Genomic DNA, 16,458 nt, shown 5'->3' on the forward strand with positions numbered 1-16,458 from the left:
AAACGGAGGTGCTCTCCCATGGAGGGTCCCGAGATCCAGTTCGCTGAGGCCGTCATCGACAACGGCCGCTTCGGAAAGCGCACCGTGCGCTTCGAGACCGGCCGCCTTGCCAAGCAGGCCGCCGGCGCCGCGATGGCCTACATCGACGACGACACCGCCCTGCTCTCCGCCACGACGGCGGGCAAGTCCCCGCGCGAGGGCTTCGACTTCTTCCCGCTCACGGTGGACGTCGAGGAGCGCATGTACGCCGCGGGCCGCATCCCCGGCTCGTTCTTCCGCCGCGAGGGCCGCCCCTCGACCGAGGCCATCCTCGCGTGCCGCCTCATGGACCGCCCGCTGCGCCCCGCGTTCGTCAAGGGCCTGCGCAACGAGGTCCAGGTCGTCGTGACCGTCCTCTCCATCAACCCGGACGAGCTGTACGACGTCGTCGCGATCAACGCGGCATCGATGTCCACCCAGCTCGCGGGCCTGCCCTTCTCGGGCCCCATCGGCGGCGTGCGCGTCGCCCTCGTCCACGACGAGCAGGGTGCCCAGTGGGTCGCGTTCCCGAAGCACTCACAGCTCGAGAACGCGACGTTCGACATGGTGGTCGCGGGCCGCGTGGTCTCCGGCGATGCCGGGGACGACATCGCCATCATGATGGTCGAGGCCGAGGCCACCGACAACTCGTGGAACCTCATCAAGGAGCAGGGCGCCACGGCTCCGACCGAGGAGGTCGTGGCCCAGGGCCTCGACGCCGCGAAGCCGTTCATCCGCGCGCTGTGCGAGGCCCAGCAGGACCTCGCGAACCGGGCCGCGAAGCCCACGGGCGAGTTCCCCGTCTTCCTCGACTACGAGGACGACGCGTACCAGGCCGTCGAGGCCGCTGCGGCCGAGAAGCTCGCCGAGGTGTTCCAGATCGCCGACAAGCAGACCCGCGAGTCGGCGTCGGACGAGCTCAAGGACGAGGTGCTCGGCCAGCTCGCCGGGCAGTTCGAGGGCCGCGAGAAGGAGCTCTCCGCTGCCTTCCGCTCGGTCACGAAGAAGGTCGTGCGCCAGCGCATCCTCAAGGACCAGGTCCGCATCGACGGCCGTGGCCTCACGGACATCCGCCAGCTGACCGCCGAGGTCGAGGTGCTCCCGCGCGTGCACGGCTCCGCGATCTTCGAGCGCGGCGAGACCCAGATCATGGGCGTCACGACGCTCAACATGCTCAAGATGGAGCAGCAGATCGACTCGCTGTCCCCGGTGACGCACAAGCGGTACATGCACAACTACAACTTCCCGCCGTACTCCACCGGTGAGACCGGACGCGTCGGTTCGCCGAAGCGCCGCGAGATCGGCCACGGGGCCCTGGCCGAGCGAGCGATCGTGCCGGTCCTGCCGAGCCGCGAGGAGTTCCCGTACGCGATCCGCCAGGTGTCCGAGGCCCTCGGCTCGAACGGCTCGACCTCGATGGGCTCCGTGTGCGCCTCGACCCTCTCGCTGCTCAACGCCGGTGTGCCGCTCAAGGCGCCGGTCGCGGGCATCGCGATGGGACTCGTCTCCGACCAGGTGGACGGCCAGACCCGCTACGCGGCCCTCACCGACATCCTCGGTGCCGAGGACGCCTTCGGCGACATGGACTTCAAGGTCGCCGGCACGCCCGAGTTCGTCACGGCGATCCAGCTCGACACGAAGCTCGACGGCATCCCCGCCTCGGTCCTCGCTGCCGCGCTCAAGCAGGCCCGCGAGGCCCGCCTGCACATCCTCTCGGTCATCAACGCCGCGATCGACACCCCGGACGAGCTCTCCGAGTTCGCCCCGCGGATCATCTCGGTCAAGATCCCCGTGGACAAGATCGGCGAGGTCATCGGGCCCAAGGGCAAGATGATCAACCAGATCCAGGACGACACGGGTGCCGACATCTCCATCGAGGACGACGGCACCGTGCTCATCGGCGCCACCGACGGCTCCTCGGCGGAGGCCGCGCGCGCGGCGATCAACGCGATCGCCAACCCGCAGCTGCCGGAGGTCGGCGAGCGCTACCTCGGCACGGTCGTGAAGACCACGACCTTCGGCGCCTTCGTGTCCCTCACCCCGGGCAAGGACGGCCTCCTGCACATCTCCGAGCTGCGCAAGCTCGCGGGCGGCAGGCGCGTTGACAGCGTCGAGGACGTCGTCTCCGTGGGCCAGAAGGTCCAGGTCGAGATCACGAAGATCGACGACCGCGGCAAGCTCTCCCTCGCCCCCGTCGTGGCGGAGGACGCCGAGCAGTCGTCCGAGGAAGCCGTCACGGTCGAGGCGAGCGCCGAGTCTGACGCCTGAGGCATGGCAACCGTCGACCTGCCGCTGACCGCTGGCCAGCTCGTGGACGGCGCCCCGGCGTCGTCCACGCTCTTCGGGAAGGAGGGCGGCGCCGTCGTGCGCCGTTCCATCCTCCCCGGGGGCGTCCGCGTCCTGACGGAGGCGATGCCCGGCCAGCGGTCGGCGGCGATCGGCTTCTGGGTGGGGGTCGGCTCCCGGGATGAGGCGGAGGGCCAGCACGGCTCGACGCACTTCCTCGAGCACCTCCTCTTCAAGGGGACCGGGCGCCGCACCGCCCTCGAGATCGCCTCGGCGTTCGACGAGGTCGGCGGCGAGTCAAACGCCGCCACCGCCAAGGAGAGCACGTGCTACTACGCGCGCGTGCTCGACACCGACCTGCCGATGGCCATCGACGTCATCGCGGACATGATCACCTCCGCCGTCCTCGACCCGGATGAGCTCGAGCAGGAGCGCGATGTCATCCTCGAGGAGATCGCGATGGACAGCGACGACCCCACGGACGTAGCGCACGAGCACTTCGTGGCGGCCGTCCTGGGGGAGCACCCTCTGGGCCGTCCGATCGGCGGCACGCCCGAGGCGATCCGCGCGGTCCCGCGCGACTCCGTGTGGGAGCACTACCGGCGCTACTACCGCCCCAGCGAGCTCGTGGTCACTGCGGCGGGCGGCCTCGAGCACGACGCCGTGTGCGGGCTTGTGCTCGACGCCCTCCGGTCCGCGGGCTGGGAGCTCGAGGACGCCGCGGTCCCCGTGGCGCGCCGTTCGAGCGCGGCGGTCGAGATCCTCGGCCGGCCGGGCCTCACCGTCGTCAAGCGGCAGGTCGAGCAGGCGAACGTGATCATGGGATGCCCCTCGATCACGGCCACGGACCCGCGCCGGTACGTCATGAGCGTGCTCAACGCCGTCCTCGGCGGGGGCATGTCCTCACGGCTCTTCCAGGAGATCCGCGAGAAGCGCGGTCTCGTGTACTCGACCTACTCGTTCGCCTCCGCCTACGCGGACGCCGGCTACTTCGGCCTGTACGGCGGGTGCGCGCCCGCAAAGGTCCCGCAGGTGCTCGAGCTCATGGCCGCCGAGCTCGAGAAGCTCGCCGAGCACGGCATCTCCGACGAGGAGCTGCGCAAGGCCGTCGGCCAGCTCTCGGGCGGGATAGTGCTCGCGCTCGAGGACACGGGGTCGCGCATGTCACGCCTCGGCCGTGCCGAGCTCGTCTCGGGCGAGTTCCAGGACATCGAGGAGACGCTCTCGCGGATCGCGGGCGTCACCGCCAGCGAGGTGCAGGAGCTCGCGCAGACCCTCGCCTCGGCCCCGCGGACCGTCACCGTCGTCGGCCCCTTCGACGAGTCGGAGGCCTTCGGCCTCAGCTGGGCCTGACCCCCGCAACGTGGGTGGGGACATGCCCCCGCAACGTGGGTGGAGTGGCGGCGGGGTCATCCGCCGGCGAACGGTGGCAGGACATCCACCACGTCGCCGTCCGCGAGCGGGCGCGAAGGATCCTTCGCCGCGATCTCGTTGACGAGGAACGAGCACCTCCGCAGCACCTCCGCGAGCGGGGGCGCCGTCCTCTGCGCGGTCGCCAGGGCACCCGCTGCCGCGCCGGCGTGCGCCGTCGGCCCGCGGCCGACGCCGAGGACCGCCTCGAGCGCGTCGGCGAGGCGTGCGCCGTCGGGAACCTCGAGGGCCTCCTCGGGGACGCCGGCCGCGGCCTGGGCGGCCGCGTAGTAGCGCACTGTGATCTCCACGTTCTCTCCTCGTGCGTCGTCAGCCGCCGATGGCGGACATCGTGCGGTCGGGCTGGACGAAGTCTGCGGCCCCGAGCCCCGTGTGGTCCATCCCGTGCGCCTTCGGCTTGGCCCACATCGCATCCTGCCAGCGTGCCGCGACGTCCGCGTCCGGGGCCCCCGAGCGCAGGAGCGGCCTGAGGTCCGTCTCCTCGTGGGAGAAGAGGCAGCTCATCACCTTGCCCTCCGCCGTGATGCGGGTGCGCCGGCAGTCGGCGCAGAACGGTTCCGTCACCGAGGCGATGATCCCCACGGTGCCCAGGACGGGCCCGGCCTGCTCGGCGCCTGCGGCCCCTGTGCCGTCGTCGCCCCCGCCGCCGGACGCGTCGCCGGACACGTCCTGGCCGGCCGGGAGCGCGCGCACCTCGAAGCGCTCGGCGGGTGCGCCATCGCGCGCCCGGGGGTCCGGGGTGAGCCGGAAGCGGGTTCCGAGCAGGTCCCGGATCTCCGCGGCGGTGATCATGCCGTTGCGGGTCCAGCCGTGGTCCGCGTCGAGCGGCATCTGCTCGATGAACCTCAGCTCGTAGCCGCGCTCGAGGCACCAGGCCAGCAGCTCGGGCGCGTCGGCGTCGTTGACCCCGGGCATGAGCACGGCGTTGACCTTGATGGGCCCGAGCCCCGCGGCGTCCGCGGCCTCGATCCCGGCGAGCACGCGGTCCAGGACGGGGCGGCGGGTTAGCTCGGCGAAGGCCTCGGGGTGGAGCGTGTCGAGCGAGACGTTGAGCCGCGTGAGCCCGGCCGCCTTGAGCGCCTCGGCCTTGCGGTCGAGTCCGACGCCGTTGGTCGTGAGCGCGATGGGCAGCTCCGGGTGCTCGGCGCGCAGTGCTGCGACGATCTCGACGACGTCGGCCCGCACGAGCGGTTCCCCGCCGGTGAGGCGCAGCTCGCGGACCCCGAGGTCGCGCACCCCGATCCGCACGAGCCGGACGATCTCCTCCGCGGTCAGCACCGCGTCCTTGGCAAGCCAGGGGAGGCCCTCGGCAGGCATGCAGTAAGTGCAGCGGAGGTTGCACTTGTCGGTGAGGGAAAGCCGCAGATCCGTGGCCACCCGCCCGTACCGGTCCTGGAGCCCCTCCAGCTCGGGCCGCCCACCTCGGCTTTGACGCGGGCCCTCCGGGCGCGGGCCACCGCCGGCGGGGCCTCGGGGCGAGGGCATGCCGAGCTGGACAGTCATGCCCTCTACCGTACGCCAGGGCACGCGCGCGCGTCAGCGCATGACAGGCGGTGCGGCGGATCCGACGGCCGCCGCACGCCTATCCTTGAGGCATGGGAGCGCCAGAGCCCCGAGATCCAGAACCGGGCGGGCCAGAGCGGCGGGGGACCGTCCACGGCCGCGACCGCACCCGCCTGTGGGCCGCGGTGGCCGGTGCCGCGGCTGCGGCGGCGGGCGTCCTCGCGGGCGAGCTCGGCGCGGGCCTCGTGAGCCCCTCGCTGAGCCCCGTCTCGGCGGTGGGCGGCGCTGTTGTCGACCTCGCGCCGTCGGCTGCGAAGGACTGGGCCATCGCTGCCTTCGGCACCGCGGACAAGCTCTTCCTGGTCTCCGTCATCGCGGCTGCCGTGGTCGCGCTCGGCGCCGTCGCAGGGCTGCTCGAGCTGCGCCGCCGCGGCGCGGGAGCCTGGCTCGCAGCGGGCATCGGCGCGGTGGGCCTCGCCGCCGTCGCGACGCGGGCCCAGGCCACCCCGGCCGCCTGGCTCTGCGCGCTCGCCGCCGGCGCCGTCGCCGCGGGCCTCGTCCGCTGGCTCGTCGCTCGCCTGAGGCCTGCGGCGCCACCGGCGGTTGCGGCATCCGCACTCGACCGCCGGCGCTTCTTCCGCGCGCTCGCGGGGACGGCCGGGGCGATCGCGCTGGGAGGCGCACTGACCGCCGTCGTGCGCGGTGCGAGCCTCGCCGTGACGGCGGCCCGTGACGCCCTGCGCCTCCCCGTGCCCGCGGATCCCGCGCCGCCGGTGCCGTCGGCGGCCGAGCTCCGCGTCTCCGGGATCACGCCGCTCGTGACGCCGAACCGCGACTTCTACCGCATCGACACGGCCCTCGTCGTCCCCTCCGTGGACCCGGGCCGCTGGCGGCTCACGGTCACGGGGAAGGTCGAGGAGCCGGTGACGCTCACGTGGGACGAGCTCCTCGCCGCGCCGCTCGTCGAACGGCACATCACGCTCGCGTGCGTGTCCAACCCCGTCGGCGGGGACCTCGTGGGCAACGCACGCTGGCTCGGATGGCCCGTCCGGGAGCTGCTCGCGCGGTCGCGCCCCAAGGACGGGGCGGACATGGTGCTCTCCCGCAGCGTGGACGGTTTCACCGCGGGCACGCCGCTCGAGGTGCTCACGGACGAGGGCACGGACGCGCTCCTGGCGGTCGGCATGAACGGCGAGCCGCTCCCGCCGGAGCACGGCTTCCCCGTGCGGCTCGTGGTGCCCGGGCTGTACGGGTACGTCTCCGCGACCAAGTGGGTCACCGAGCTCAGGGTCACCTCGTTCGCCGAGGAGAAGGCCTACTGGAGCACGCGCGGCTGGAGCGAGCGCGGTCCGGTCAAGACCGCCTCGAGGATCGACGTCCCCCGCCGCGGGGCGAGGGTCCCGGCGGGCGTCCTGGCGGTGGGCGGGGTCGCGTGGGCGCAGCACCGCGGGATCTCGGCGGTCCAGGTGAGGGCGGACGACGGCGAGTGGCAGCCTGCGCGGCTCGGCACCGGCATCTCACGGGACACGTGGTACCAATGGGCAGCGGAGGTCACGCTCGCACCGGGCACGCACCGACTCTCCGTCCGCGCGGTCGACGGCACGGGCGAGGTGCAGACGGGGCAGGCCGCGCCTCCCGCGCCCGACGGGGCGACGGGCCACCACACCATCACGATCGAGGCGACATGACCGGAGACGACCGGCACGGAGACCACCGGCACGGACACGGCCGGCCCGGAGAGGACCGGCACGCAGCGGGTCCCGGCGCGGCCGAGCACGGCACTGGGGCCGGGCACGGCTCTGCATCCGGGCACCGGTCCGTGCCCGAGCACAGGGCCCGGCTCTCCGCGCTCCTCGCGCACCTCGCGGCGCGCGAGCCCGTGACCGTCTCCCTCGAGGAGGCGCAGGGAGCGGCGCTCGCCGAGGACCTCGTGGCGCCCGGCAGCCTGCCCCGCTTCGACAACTCCCAGATGGACGGGTTCGCAGTGAGCTCGGCGGACTTCGACCGCCCCCCGTCCACCCCGTCTGGTGCGTCCACCCCGTCCGCTGCGTCCACTGCCTTCACCGTCGCCGCCGCGATCGCCGCCGGCGACACCCCGGAGGCGCTCGCCCCGGGCCATGCTGCCCCGATCATGACCGGCGCCATGCTGCCCGAGGGCGCGGACGCCGTCGTGCCCGTCGAGCAGGCACATCCCCGCGCCTACCCGGGGCCGGGGGAGAGGGTCGAACTGCCCGCAGCCGAGCCGGGGACGTTCGTGCGGCGGGCCGGCAGCGACGTGGAGGGCGGCGCCGTCGTGCTCCGCGCAGGGACGGTGCTCGGCCCCCGCCAGCTCGGCCTCGCAGCAGGCCTCGGAATCGGGCGGGTGCGCGTCCGCCCACGGCTGTCCGTCGCCGTCGTGAGCACGGGGGCAGAGCTCGCCGAGCCGGGGGACGGTCTAGCCCCGGGCCAGATCCACGATGCGAACACGGCGCTCCTCGCTGCGGCGCTGCGCGAGGCCGGGATCACGGCCCGCACGGTGGCCGTGCGCACCGATGATCCCGCCGTGCTGCTCGGCGAGCTCGGATCGCTCACGGCTGGCAGCGGCCGGCCGGACGCCGTCATCACGACCGGGGGCGTCTCGCAGGGCGCCTTCGAGGCCACCAAGCTCGCGCTCGGCGGGCGGGACGTGGAGTTCGCGCACCTCGCGATGCAGCCGGGAGGGCCGCAGGGGCTCGGGACGTTCAACGGCACGCCCCTCATCGCGTTCCCGGGCAACCCGGTGAGCTGCTGGATCTCCTGGGAGATCCTGCTCCGGCCGGTCCTGTCCGCGCTCCTCGGCGCGCCGGCGCCCCGCCGCAGGCTCCGGGTCCCGCTCGCGGAGCCGCTCAGCTCGCCGCAGGGCAGGCTCCAGGTCCGCCGGGCGCGCCTGCTGCCGGACGGGCGGGCCGAGCTCGTGGGCGGGCCGGGCTCGCACCTCCTCGGCGCGCTCGCGGCCTCGGACGCCCTCGTGCTCGTGCCCGAGGACGTCACGCACCTTCCTGCCGGGGCGGACGTGGAAGTATGGCTCACGTGAACGACCCCCAGACGACCCCCAGCAGCGGCCAGACTGCCAGCACCGGCCCGGCACCCTCCTCGGACCGGACGGCCAGCACTGCCAGCACCGGCCTGACCCACGTGCGCCCGGATGGAACGGCCCACATGGTGGATGTCTCCGGCAAGCCCGAGACCTCCCGCGAGGCGACGGCCGAGGCCCTCGTGCGCACGACCCCCGACGTCGTCGCGATGCTCGCCGAGGGCGCGCTGCCCAAGGGCGACGCCCTCGCCGTCGCCCGCATTGCGGGCATCATGGCCGCGAAGAAGACCCCTGAGCTCATTCCGCTGTGCCACCCGCTGCCCCTCGCGAAGGCCACTGTCGACCTCGAGCCGAACGCCTCCTCCGGGACGGTGCGCGTCGTGGCGACGGTCAAGACGCGCGGCGTCACGGGAGTCGAGATGGAGGCGCTCACCGCGGCGTCGGTCGCGGCGCTCGCCGTCTACGACATGATCAAGGCCGTGGACCGGCACGCCGTCGTGGACGGGCTGCGGGTCCTCGCGAAGTCCGGCGGCAAGAGCGGCGACTGGGCCGTCCCGGCCTCCGGCGCGGACGGGGAGTGAACGGCATGGGCGAGCGCATCAGAGGCGTCCCTGTGCACGACCACGGCCACGGCGACGCTGGCGCCGGGCGGCGTGCGGGCATCGTCATCGCCTCCACCCGTGCGGCGACGGGCGTGTACACGGACCAGACCGGCCCGGTGATCGCAGACTGGCTGGCCGAGCACGGCTTCGAGGTGGTCCCGCCCGCTGTGGTCCCCGACGGGCCGAGCGTCGGTGCGGCGATCCGCGCGCTCCTCGCGATGGAGCCTGCAGTCATCATCACGAGCGGCGGGACCGGGCTGAGCCCGGACGACACGACGCCGGAGCAGACGCTGCCCCTGCTCGACCGCGAGGTGCCCGGGGTCGTCGAGGCGATCCGCCGGGTGGGGAGCCACAAGGCGCCCACATCCGTGCTCACGCGCGGGCACGCCGGCACGGCCGGGAAGACCTTCATCGTCAACCTCCCCGGCTCGCCCGCGGGAGTCATGGACGGGCTGGCGGTCCTCGACCCCATCCTCGGGCACATCTGCGGACAGCTGGAGGGCGGCCATGGGCACTGAGCGGGAAGACCACCTGGACGCCTCGCGCGGGACCGCCTCGCGCGGGACCGGCGCAGGCGGGACCGAGGCGGCGGGCCCGGGCTTCGTGATCGTGCACGCCGCGGTCACGACTGCCCCCCTCAGCGAGGCCGAGGCACGGGCGGGGGTCGACGCCGAGGACGCGGGCGCCGTCGTCCTCTTCGCCGGTGTCGTGCGGGACCATGACGAGGGCCGCGCCGTGACGCGCCTGGCCTACACGGCGCATCCGACCGCGCAGGCTGCCCTCGGGTCCGTGGTGCGCGCCGTGACCGCCGAGCATGCCGAAGCCCACGGCGGCTCGGAGCGGCCCGTGCGCATCTGGATCGCCCACCGCGTCGGCGAACTCGCGGTCGGCGACGCGGCGTTCGTGTGCGCGGTGTCCGCGGCCCACCGCGGGGAGGCCTTCCGGCTCTGCTCGGACCTCGTCGACCGGGTCAAGGCAGAGGTGCCGATCTGGAAGGAGCAGTTCTTCGACGGCGGCGGCTCGGAGTGGGTCGCGGCCCTCGGCTGAGCACTCCGCGCCGGAGGGGCGACGGGCCCTGCACAATTCTGAGGCGGGAGGGCGCCGCCGGTAGGCTGGGCCCCATGGCAGAACGACTTCCGGTGGCAGTGCTGGGCGCGAACGGGCGCATGGGATCCGAGGCCGTCACGGCCGTCACGGCGGCGCCGGACATGGAGCTCGTCGCGGCGCTCGGCCGCGGTGACTCCCTCCAGTCCGCGCTCGACGCCGGGGCCCGCGCGATCGTCGACCTCACCGTCCCGGATGCGACCGAGGCGAACGTGCAGTTCGCGGTCGAGAACGGCCTGCATGCCGTCGTCGGGACGACCGGCTGGACGGCGGAGCGCCTCGCCCGGCTCGAGGCCCTCCTCGCCCAGCGGCCCGGCATCGGTGTGCTGATCGCCCCCAACTTCGCCCTCGGCTCGGTGCTCGCCTCCGCCTTCGCCGCGAAGGCGTCCCGGTACTTCGAGTCGGTCGAGATCGTCGAGCTCCACCACCCGCAGAAGGTGGACGCCCCCTCCGGGACCGCCGTGCGCACCGCCCAGCTCATCGGCGCCGCCCGGGCTGAGGCCGGCGTCGGCCCCTCGCCGGACGCGACCGAGACCCAGCTCGACGGCGCGCGCGGAGCGGTCGTGGACGGCGTGCACGTCCACGCCGTCCGGCTGCGGGGGCTTGTCGCGCACCAGGAGGTGCTCCTGGGAGGGCCGGGCGAGCAGCTCACCATCCGCCACGACTCGTTCGACCGGGCATCCTTCATGCCCGGGGTGCTCCTGGGCCTGCGCAGGGTGGCCGACCACCCCGGTCTCACCGTGGGTCTCGACGGCTACCTGGACCTCGGCCTGTGAACGGGCAGGGCACCCTGGACTGGCTCCGCACCCACCGCACCAAGATCGGCGTCGCGGCCGTCTCGCTGCTGCTCGTCTTCTACCTCGTCGTGACGTTCGACAGGGCGCGGATCCTGCTGCTCGACCCTGAGCCCATCGCGAAGGCCATCGGGGCCGCCTACCTCGTCCTGCCGGTGGTGGGCGCCTGGGCGCTCGTGCGCGAGCTCGCGTTCGGGGCGAGCCTCGAGAAGCTCGGCCGCGAGCTCGACGCCGAGGGCGGCCTCCCTGAGGACAGCCTGCCGCGGACGCCGGGCGGCCGGATCGTGCGCGCCGCCGCGGATGCGGACTTCGGCCGCTACAGCGCGGAGGCGGAGGCGGCGCCGGAGGACTGGCGCGTCTGGTACCGGCTGGGCCTTGCCTACGATGCCGCGGGCGACCGCCGGCAGGCCCGCGCCGCCATGCGGAGGGCCGTCGCGCTGCACCGCTCGGCATAGGGCCGGGTCATTCCGGCCGCGGCGAGGGCACCTTCCCGCGGCTGCCCGCGAGGGCGCCGAGCCGCGATGCGCCGTGCGCGAGCGCCTCGAGGGGGCCCCGCCATCCGTTGGAGCGGACGAAGAGCCCTATGGCCAGCGCGGCGACGATGTGCGCAGCGAGCAGCGCCTCGCGGCTCAGCCCGGGCGTGCCGCCGCCCTCCGACCAGCCCAGTGCCGCCACGTGGGCCGTGTAGAGCGTGAGCGTCGTCGCGCCGGCGCCCGAGAGCGGGGAGAGGAGGCGCGTCTGGGCGAGGGGGCGCAGCCGGGCCAGGAGCAGGAATGCGCCGATCGCAGCGGCGGCGACCCCGGAGGTGTGGACGAGGTCCAGAGTCGTGCCGGAGTGGGGCGCTGCTGTCGCGAGCCACCACCAGGTCTCGGTCTGCTCGACTCCCGCGAGGCTGGCCTCGAGCATGGCCTGGAGGGGCCAGACGCGGGCCTGCTGTGTGGCGAGCAGGGCGTTGATCCCGCCGAGGGGGTAGAGGAGCGCCCACTCGGCTCCCTTCGCCAGAGCGGCGGCGGCGGTCCCCCCGACCAGGAGGGCCGTCTGGACGGATGCGCGCGCCAGCTGGGCGCGTCCGATCCACAGCCCCACGAGCACGTAGCCGAACCACTGGAGCACCGGGTAGAAGCCGGTCACGGCAATGTCCGCGGCGAGCGCGGCCGGTGTGAGGAGGTCCTCCCAGCGCGGACTGTGCTCGAGGCGCAGGGGCGGGACGGCGGCGAGCAGCGGAGCGCGCACGGCGAAGGCCACGATGGGGGAGAGGAGCAGCCACGAGGCCGCGAGGAGGCCGAGTGCACGCTGGCCGAGTCCCACGACCGCCGCCGAGGCGGCGAAGAGCACCGCGTACTGGACGAGGATGACGGCGACGTTGACCTCGACGAGGCCGAGGGTGAAGCCGACGGCGGCGATCACGGCGGCCCGCAGGACGAGTCCCAGCCGGTTGCGTGCTGCAGGAGTGCGGCCGAGCGTGAGCGAGACGCCCGCGAGGACAGCGAAGAGGGCCGCCGCCCGCCCCGAGAACACCGTTCCCGCCCACGTCGCCTCCCACGCGCCCGCGGGGCCGGTCTGCTCGAAGACGGGAAGGACGTGGGCCGCCATCATCGCCAGGAGCGCCGCGCCGCGGGCGAGGTCGATGCCCTCGAGCCGCTTCCCTGCACGGCCCCCGGACCCGGGCCTGCGCGCCGACACCCCCCGAGCTCCCATGCTCCTCATGCTCTCACGCCGCGCCGCGCCGCCGGCGGCACGGGCCCTTGCCTTCGAAACTTTGTTCTACTAGCCTCGTCAGCAGGGGAACGCCGTCGCCCCGTCCCTGTCCCACGGGGCGGCGGCTCCCTCTTCCCGCAGCTGGGGCAGAGGGCCCCTGCCGGCAGCCCCTGCCGCACCGCCCACCCCGGGGCGGCGGGGGCCGCCGGCCGCCCGGGACCCTCCACCTTGGCCGAGACCCCCAAGTGCCGGGAGCCCCGACGGCCGGGACCCCCAGAGTGGCCGGGCCCCAGAGTGGCCGGGGCCCTCCGGGCGCCAAGGACCCTCGAAGGGCCAGAGACAGCAGGGGAGCGGCAGGTGAGTCCCGCGCGCGGTGGCGGCTCGTGCCCATGGCCTAGGATGGCCGTATGTCCGCCGAGCTCACCGTGGCCGCCGTGCAGTCCGTCGCCCGGCCGGGCGGCCTCGCGGCGAACCTCGTCGAGCATGTGCGGCTCCTCGAGGACGCCCACGCGCATGGAGCCCGGCTGGCCGTCTTCCCCGAGCTCTCGCTCCTGGGCTACGACCTGGACCTCCTCGCCGACGACTCGGCCTGGCTCGTGAGCCCGTCCGCCCAGCTGGGCGTCCTGCAGGCCGCCTGCGAGGACATGGGCATCATCGCCGTCGTCGGCGCGGCCGCCCGCGAGCCGGACGGCACGCCCCGCCTGGCGTCGGTGCTCGTGCGCCCAGGCGCTGCCCCCCTCATCGCCGGCAAGATGCACCTGCACGGTGCCGAGCAGGGCCTCTTCGAGCCTGCGTCCCAGCCCACGGTCGTCGACATCGACGGCTGGTCGGTCGCCCTCGCCGTGTGCTTCGACCTCGCGCAGCCGAGCCACGCAGCCGCAGCCGCGCGGGCCGGGGCCGACCTCTATGCGGCCAGCGCCGTGTACGTCGAGGGCGAGGAGCGCCGCCTCGACCTCCACCTCGGAGCCCGGGCCATGGACAGCCGCTTCTTCGCCCTGCTCGCGAACGCGGGCGGCGTGACCGCTGCCGGCACCTCCTGCGGCGGGAGCGGGGTATGGGGGCCCGACGGCCACCGGATCGCCCACGCGGCAGGGAACGGCTCCGAGGTGGTCCCCGCGGTGCTGTTCCGGGCCGCCCTCGAGCGCGCCCGCCGGGTGTGACCTCGCCCACCGGGGCGGCCCGCAGCCGCGGATCGGCGGGGATCGGGGGCTTTCGCGCGTTGCCTAAAGCGCGCGGCGACAGGGTAACGTTCTTTGCATGGCTGAATCCGACCTCCGCACGCGCACTTTCGGCACGCTCCTGACCGCCATGGTCACCCCGTTCACGGCCGACGGCGAGGTCGACTATGACGCGGCGGGCGCGCTCGCGCAGAAGCTCGTCGACGACGGCTGCGACGGCCTCGTGGTCACCGGCACTACGGGTGAGACCTCGACGCTGACGGATGAGGAGAACCTCGGGACGTTCAAGGCCGTCCTCGAGGCGGTCGGCGGCCGGGCCAAGGTCATCGCCGGAACCGGCACGAACGACACGCGCCACTCGGTCAGCCTCTCCCGCCGCGCCGCGGAGCTCGGCGTCGACGGCCTCCTCCTCGTGACGCCGTACTACAACAAGCCGAGCCAGGCCGGCGTGCAGGCCCACTTCGAGACGGTCGCCTCCGCAACCGATCTCCCCGTCATGCTCTACGACATCCCGGGCCGCTCGGCGATCCCGATCGCCACCGAGACCATGCTCCGGCTCGCCGAGCATCCCAACGTCCTCGGCCTCAAGGACGCCAAGGCGGACTTCGGCGCCGTGACGCAGGTCCTCGCGAAGACCGACCTCGCCGTCTACTCGGGCGACGACGGGCTCACCCTGCCGTGGATGGCTGCGGGTGCGCTCGGCGTCGTGTCCGTGACCGCGCACGTCGCGACGCGACAGTTCCGCGAGCTCGTCGACGCGGCCCTCGCGGGCGACTTCGAGCGCGCCCGCCGGGTCCACTTCGAGCTCGACCCCGTCATCCGCGGGGTCATGACCCGCGTCCAGGGCGCTGTCGCGTCCAAGCAGATCCTCAAGTGGCAGGGAGTCCTGCCCAACTCCGTGGTCCGGCTCCCGCTCGTGGAGCCCGGCGAGGCGGAGCTCGACCTCATCCGAGCCGATCTGGCCGAAGCCGGAATGGACTTCGCCTAGGAAGAAGAAGCTATGACCCAGAACGCCCTGCCCGTCCTCACCACGCCGCCGCCGCTCCCCTCGGGAAGCCTGCGGATCGTCCCGCTCGGCGGGCTCGGCGAGGTGGGGCGGAACATGGCCGTGTTCGAGATCGCGGGAAAGCTCCTCGTGGTCGACTGCGGCGTCCTCTTCCCCGAGGAGACCCAGCCCGGCGTCGACCTGATCCTGCCCGACTTCTCGTACATCGAGGACCGCATGGACGACATCCTCGCGGTCGTCCTCACGCACGGGCACGAGGACCACATCGGTGCCGTCCCCTATCTCCTGCGCCGCCGCCGGGACATCCCGCTCGTCGGCTCGCAGCTCACCCTCGCCCTCGTCGAGGCCAAGCTCGCCGAGCACCGCATCACCCCGGTCCTCCGCGTGGTCGAGGAGGGCCAGGTCCTGGACTTCGGGCCGTTCCAGACCGAGTTCGTGGCGGTCAACCACTCGATCCCGGACGCCCTCGCGGTGTTCATCCGCACCGCCGGCGGCAGCGTCCTGCACACGGGCGACTTCAAGATGGACCAGCTCCCGCTGGACGGCCGCATCACGGACCTGCGCCACTTCGCCCGCCTCGGCGAGGAGGGCGTGGACCTGTTCATGGCCGACTCGACGAACGCGGACATTCCCGGCTTCACCACGGCCGAGAAGGAGATCGGGCCCACCCTGGACCGGCTGTTCGGACAGGCACGCAAGCGGATCATCGTCGCCTCGTTCTCCTCGCACGTGCACCGCGTGCAGCAGGTGCTCGACGCCGCGCACCACCACGGCCGCAAGGTCGCCTTCGTGGGGCGCTCCATGGTGCGCAACATGGGGATCGCGGCCAAGCTCGGCTACCTCGACGTGCCCCCGGGGATCCTCGTCGACATGAAGAACATCGACGACATCCCGGACCACCGGCTCGTGCTGATGTCGACCGGCTCGCAGGGCGAGCCGATGGCGGCGCTCTCGCGCATGGCCAACGGGGACCACCGGGTGCAGGTGAACGCGGGTGACATGGTGATCCTCGCCTCGAGCCTCATCCCCGGCAACGAGAATGCCGTGTTCCGCGTCATCAACGGGCTGCTCAAGCTCGGCGCGAATGTGGTGCACAAGGGCACCGCGAAGGTGCACGTGTCCGGCCACGCGGCTGCCGGCGAGCTCCTCTACTGCTACAACATCATCGAGCCGCTCAACGCGATGCCCGTGCATGGGGAGACCCGCCACCTCATTGCCAACGGCAACCTCGCACTCGAGACCGGCATGGAGCCCCAGAGCGTGATCCTCGCGGACAACGGGACGGTCGTGGACCTCGCGGGCGGCGTCGCGAAGATCGTGGGCCAGGTCGAGGTCGGCTTCGTCTACGTGGACGGCTCGAGCGTCGGCGAGATCACCGAGGTGGACCTCAAGGACCGCCGGATCCTCGGCGAGGAGGGCTTCATCTCGGTCATTACGGTCGTGAACCGCTCCACGGGCAAGGTGGTCTCGGGTCCCGAGATCCACGCGCGCGGTGTGGCCGAGGACGACTCGGTGTTCGACGACATCGTCCCCAAGGTCAACGCGGCCCTCGAGGAGGCCATCCTGGCCAAGCCGGACCACACGGCCCACCAGCTCCAGCAGGTGGTGCGCCGGGTGATCGGCACGTGGGTGAGCCGCAAGCTCCGCCGTCGCCCCATGATCATCCCCGTGGTGCTCGAGGCCTGAGCGAGGGCTTCCCGGCCGGGCCCCGGGTGCCGGCAGGAGGGCCGCCGCCCCCCCGGGTTTTCGCCGGGGGGGGGGGCCCTCGCGGGTGCGGGGGGCATAA

The 16,458-nt window shown here is 73.4% G+C and carries 15 protein-coding genes; 12 read left to right on the forward strand and 3 right to left on the reverse strand.

Annotation, left to right across the window (positions count from 1 at the left end; genetic code table 11):
- Positions 1 to 18: 18 nt before the first annotated feature.
- A complete protein-coding gene (locus tag ABCQ75_RS01230) occupies positions 19 to 2,286 on the forward strand; it encodes a polyribonucleotide nucleotidyltransferase (RefSeq protein WP_345882609.1) in 2,268 nt (755 codons plus the stop codon).
- 3 nt (positions 2,287 to 2,289) lie between these two features.
- Positions 2,290 to 3,657, forward strand: coding sequence for a M16 family metallopeptidase (locus ABCQ75_RS01235; protein WP_345882610.1), 1,368 nt, complete (start codon positions 2,290 to 2,292; stop codon positions 3,655 to 3,657).
- 56 nt (positions 3,658 to 3,713) lie between these two features.
- On the opposite strand, the gene ABCQ75_RS01240 is transcribed toward ABCQ75_RS01235, so the two are convergent.
- Both ABCQ75_RS01240 and moaA read right to left on the reverse strand, forming a co-directional pair.
- Positions 3,714 to 4,019 carry a MoaD/ThiS family protein gene (locus ABCQ75_RS01240; RefSeq protein WP_345882926.1) on the reverse strand — a complete coding sequence of 102 codons (306 nt, stop codon included), beginning with the start codon at positions 4,017 to 4,019 and terminating at the stop codon, positions 3,714 to 3,716.
- 25 nt (positions 4,020 to 4,044) lie between these two features.
- On the reverse strand, positions 4,045 to 5,238 hold the full coding sequence (gene moaA, locus ABCQ75_RS01245) for a GTP 3',8-cyclase MoaA (RefSeq protein ID WP_345882611.1): 1,194 nt from the start codon (positions 5,236 to 5,238) through the stop codon (positions 4,045 to 4,047).
- Positions 5,239 to 5,330: 92 nt separating this feature from the next.
- Between moaA and ABCQ75_RS01250 the strand changes: the two genes are divergently transcribed.
- The 7 genes from ABCQ75_RS01250 (at position 5,331) to ABCQ75_RS01280 (ending at position 11,245) form a co-directional block, all read left to right on the forward strand.
- Positions 5,331 to 6,926, forward strand: a complete 1,596-nt coding sequence (locus ABCQ75_RS01250; protein WP_345882613.1) for a molybdopterin-dependent oxidoreductase — start codon at positions 5,331 to 5,333, stop codon at positions 6,924 to 6,926.
- The gene (locus tag ABCQ75_RS01255; protein ID WP_345882614.1) at positions 6,923 to 8,290 is read left to right on the forward strand and encodes a molybdopterin molybdotransferase MoeA; all 1,368 of its coding nucleotides are present in this window, start codon (positions 6,923 to 6,925) and stop codon (positions 8,288 to 8,290) included. The genes ABCQ75_RS01250 and ABCQ75_RS01255 overlap by 4 nt, the downstream gene beginning before the upstream one ends.
- 92 nt (positions 8,291 to 8,382) lie before the next feature.
- Positions 8,383 to 8,871, forward strand: coding sequence for a cyclic pyranopterin monophosphate synthase MoaC (gene moaC / locus ABCQ75_RS01260; protein ID WP_345882927.1), 489 nt, complete (start codon positions 8,383 to 8,385; stop codon positions 8,869 to 8,871).
- 5 nt (positions 8,872 to 8,876) lie between these two features.
- The gene (locus ABCQ75_RS01265) at positions 8,877 to 9,410 is read left to right on the forward strand and encodes a MogA/MoaB family molybdenum cofactor biosynthesis protein (RefSeq protein ID WP_345882615.1); all 534 of its coding nucleotides are present in this window, start codon (positions 8,877 to 8,879) and stop codon (positions 9,408 to 9,410) included.
- On the forward strand, positions 9,400 to 9,939 hold the full coding sequence (locus ABCQ75_RS01270) for a molybdenum cofactor biosynthesis protein MoaE (protein ID WP_345882616.1): 540 nt from the start codon (positions 9,400 to 9,402) through the stop codon (positions 9,937 to 9,939). The genes ABCQ75_RS01265 and ABCQ75_RS01270 overlap by 11 nt, the downstream gene beginning before the upstream one ends.
- Before the next feature lie 74 nt (positions 9,940 to 10,013).
- The gene (gene dapB / locus ABCQ75_RS01275) at positions 10,014 to 10,772 is read left to right on the forward strand and encodes a 4-hydroxy-tetrahydrodipicolinate reductase (RefSeq protein WP_345882617.1); all 759 of its coding nucleotides are present in this window, start codon (positions 10,014 to 10,016) and stop codon (positions 10,770 to 10,772) included.
- Positions 10,769 to 11,245, forward strand: a complete 477-nt coding sequence (locus tag ABCQ75_RS01280; protein ID WP_345882619.1) for a hypothetical protein — start codon at positions 10,769 to 10,771, stop codon at positions 11,243 to 11,245. Before dapB ends, ABCQ75_RS01280 begins: the two co-directional genes overlap by 4 nt.
- Positions 11,246 to 11,252: 7 nt before the next feature.
- On the opposite strand, the gene ABCQ75_RS01285 is transcribed toward ABCQ75_RS01280, so the two are convergent.
- Positions 11,253 to 12,488 carry a heparan-alpha-glucosaminide N-acetyltransferase domain-containing protein gene (locus ABCQ75_RS01285; RefSeq protein WP_345882621.1) on the reverse strand — a complete coding sequence of 412 codons (1,236 nt, stop codon included), beginning with the start codon at positions 12,486 to 12,488 and terminating at the stop codon, positions 11,253 to 11,255.
- Between the two features lie 407 nt (positions 12,489 to 12,895).
- On the opposite strand from ABCQ75_RS01285, the gene ABCQ75_RS01290 reads away from it, so the two are divergent.
- From ABCQ75_RS01290 to ABCQ75_RS01300, 3 genes are all read left to right on the forward strand, one after another.
- Positions 12,896 to 13,648, forward strand: coding sequence for a carbon-nitrogen hydrolase family protein (locus ABCQ75_RS01290; RefSeq protein ID WP_345882624.1), 753 nt, complete (start codon positions 12,896 to 12,898; stop codon positions 13,646 to 13,648).
- Between the two features lie 97 nt (positions 13,649 to 13,745).
- On the forward strand, positions 13,746 to 14,654 hold the full coding sequence (gene dapA / locus ABCQ75_RS01295) for a 4-hydroxy-tetrahydrodipicolinate synthase (RefSeq protein ID WP_345882626.1): 909 nt from the start codon (positions 13,746 to 13,748) through the stop codon (positions 14,652 to 14,654).
- 12 nt (positions 14,655 to 14,666) lie between these two features.
- Positions 14,667 to 16,358, forward strand: coding sequence for a ribonuclease J (locus tag ABCQ75_RS01300; RefSeq protein ID WP_345882628.1), 1,692 nt, complete (start codon positions 14,667 to 14,669; stop codon positions 16,356 to 16,358).
- Positions 16,359 to 16,458 lie beyond the last annotated feature (100 nt).

Source organism: Sinomonas halotolerans, assembly GCF_039615075.1.
In the GTDB taxonomy this organism is placed as follows: domain Bacteria; phylum Actinomycetota; class Actinomycetes; order Actinomycetales; family Micrococcaceae; genus Sinomonas; species Sinomonas halotolerans.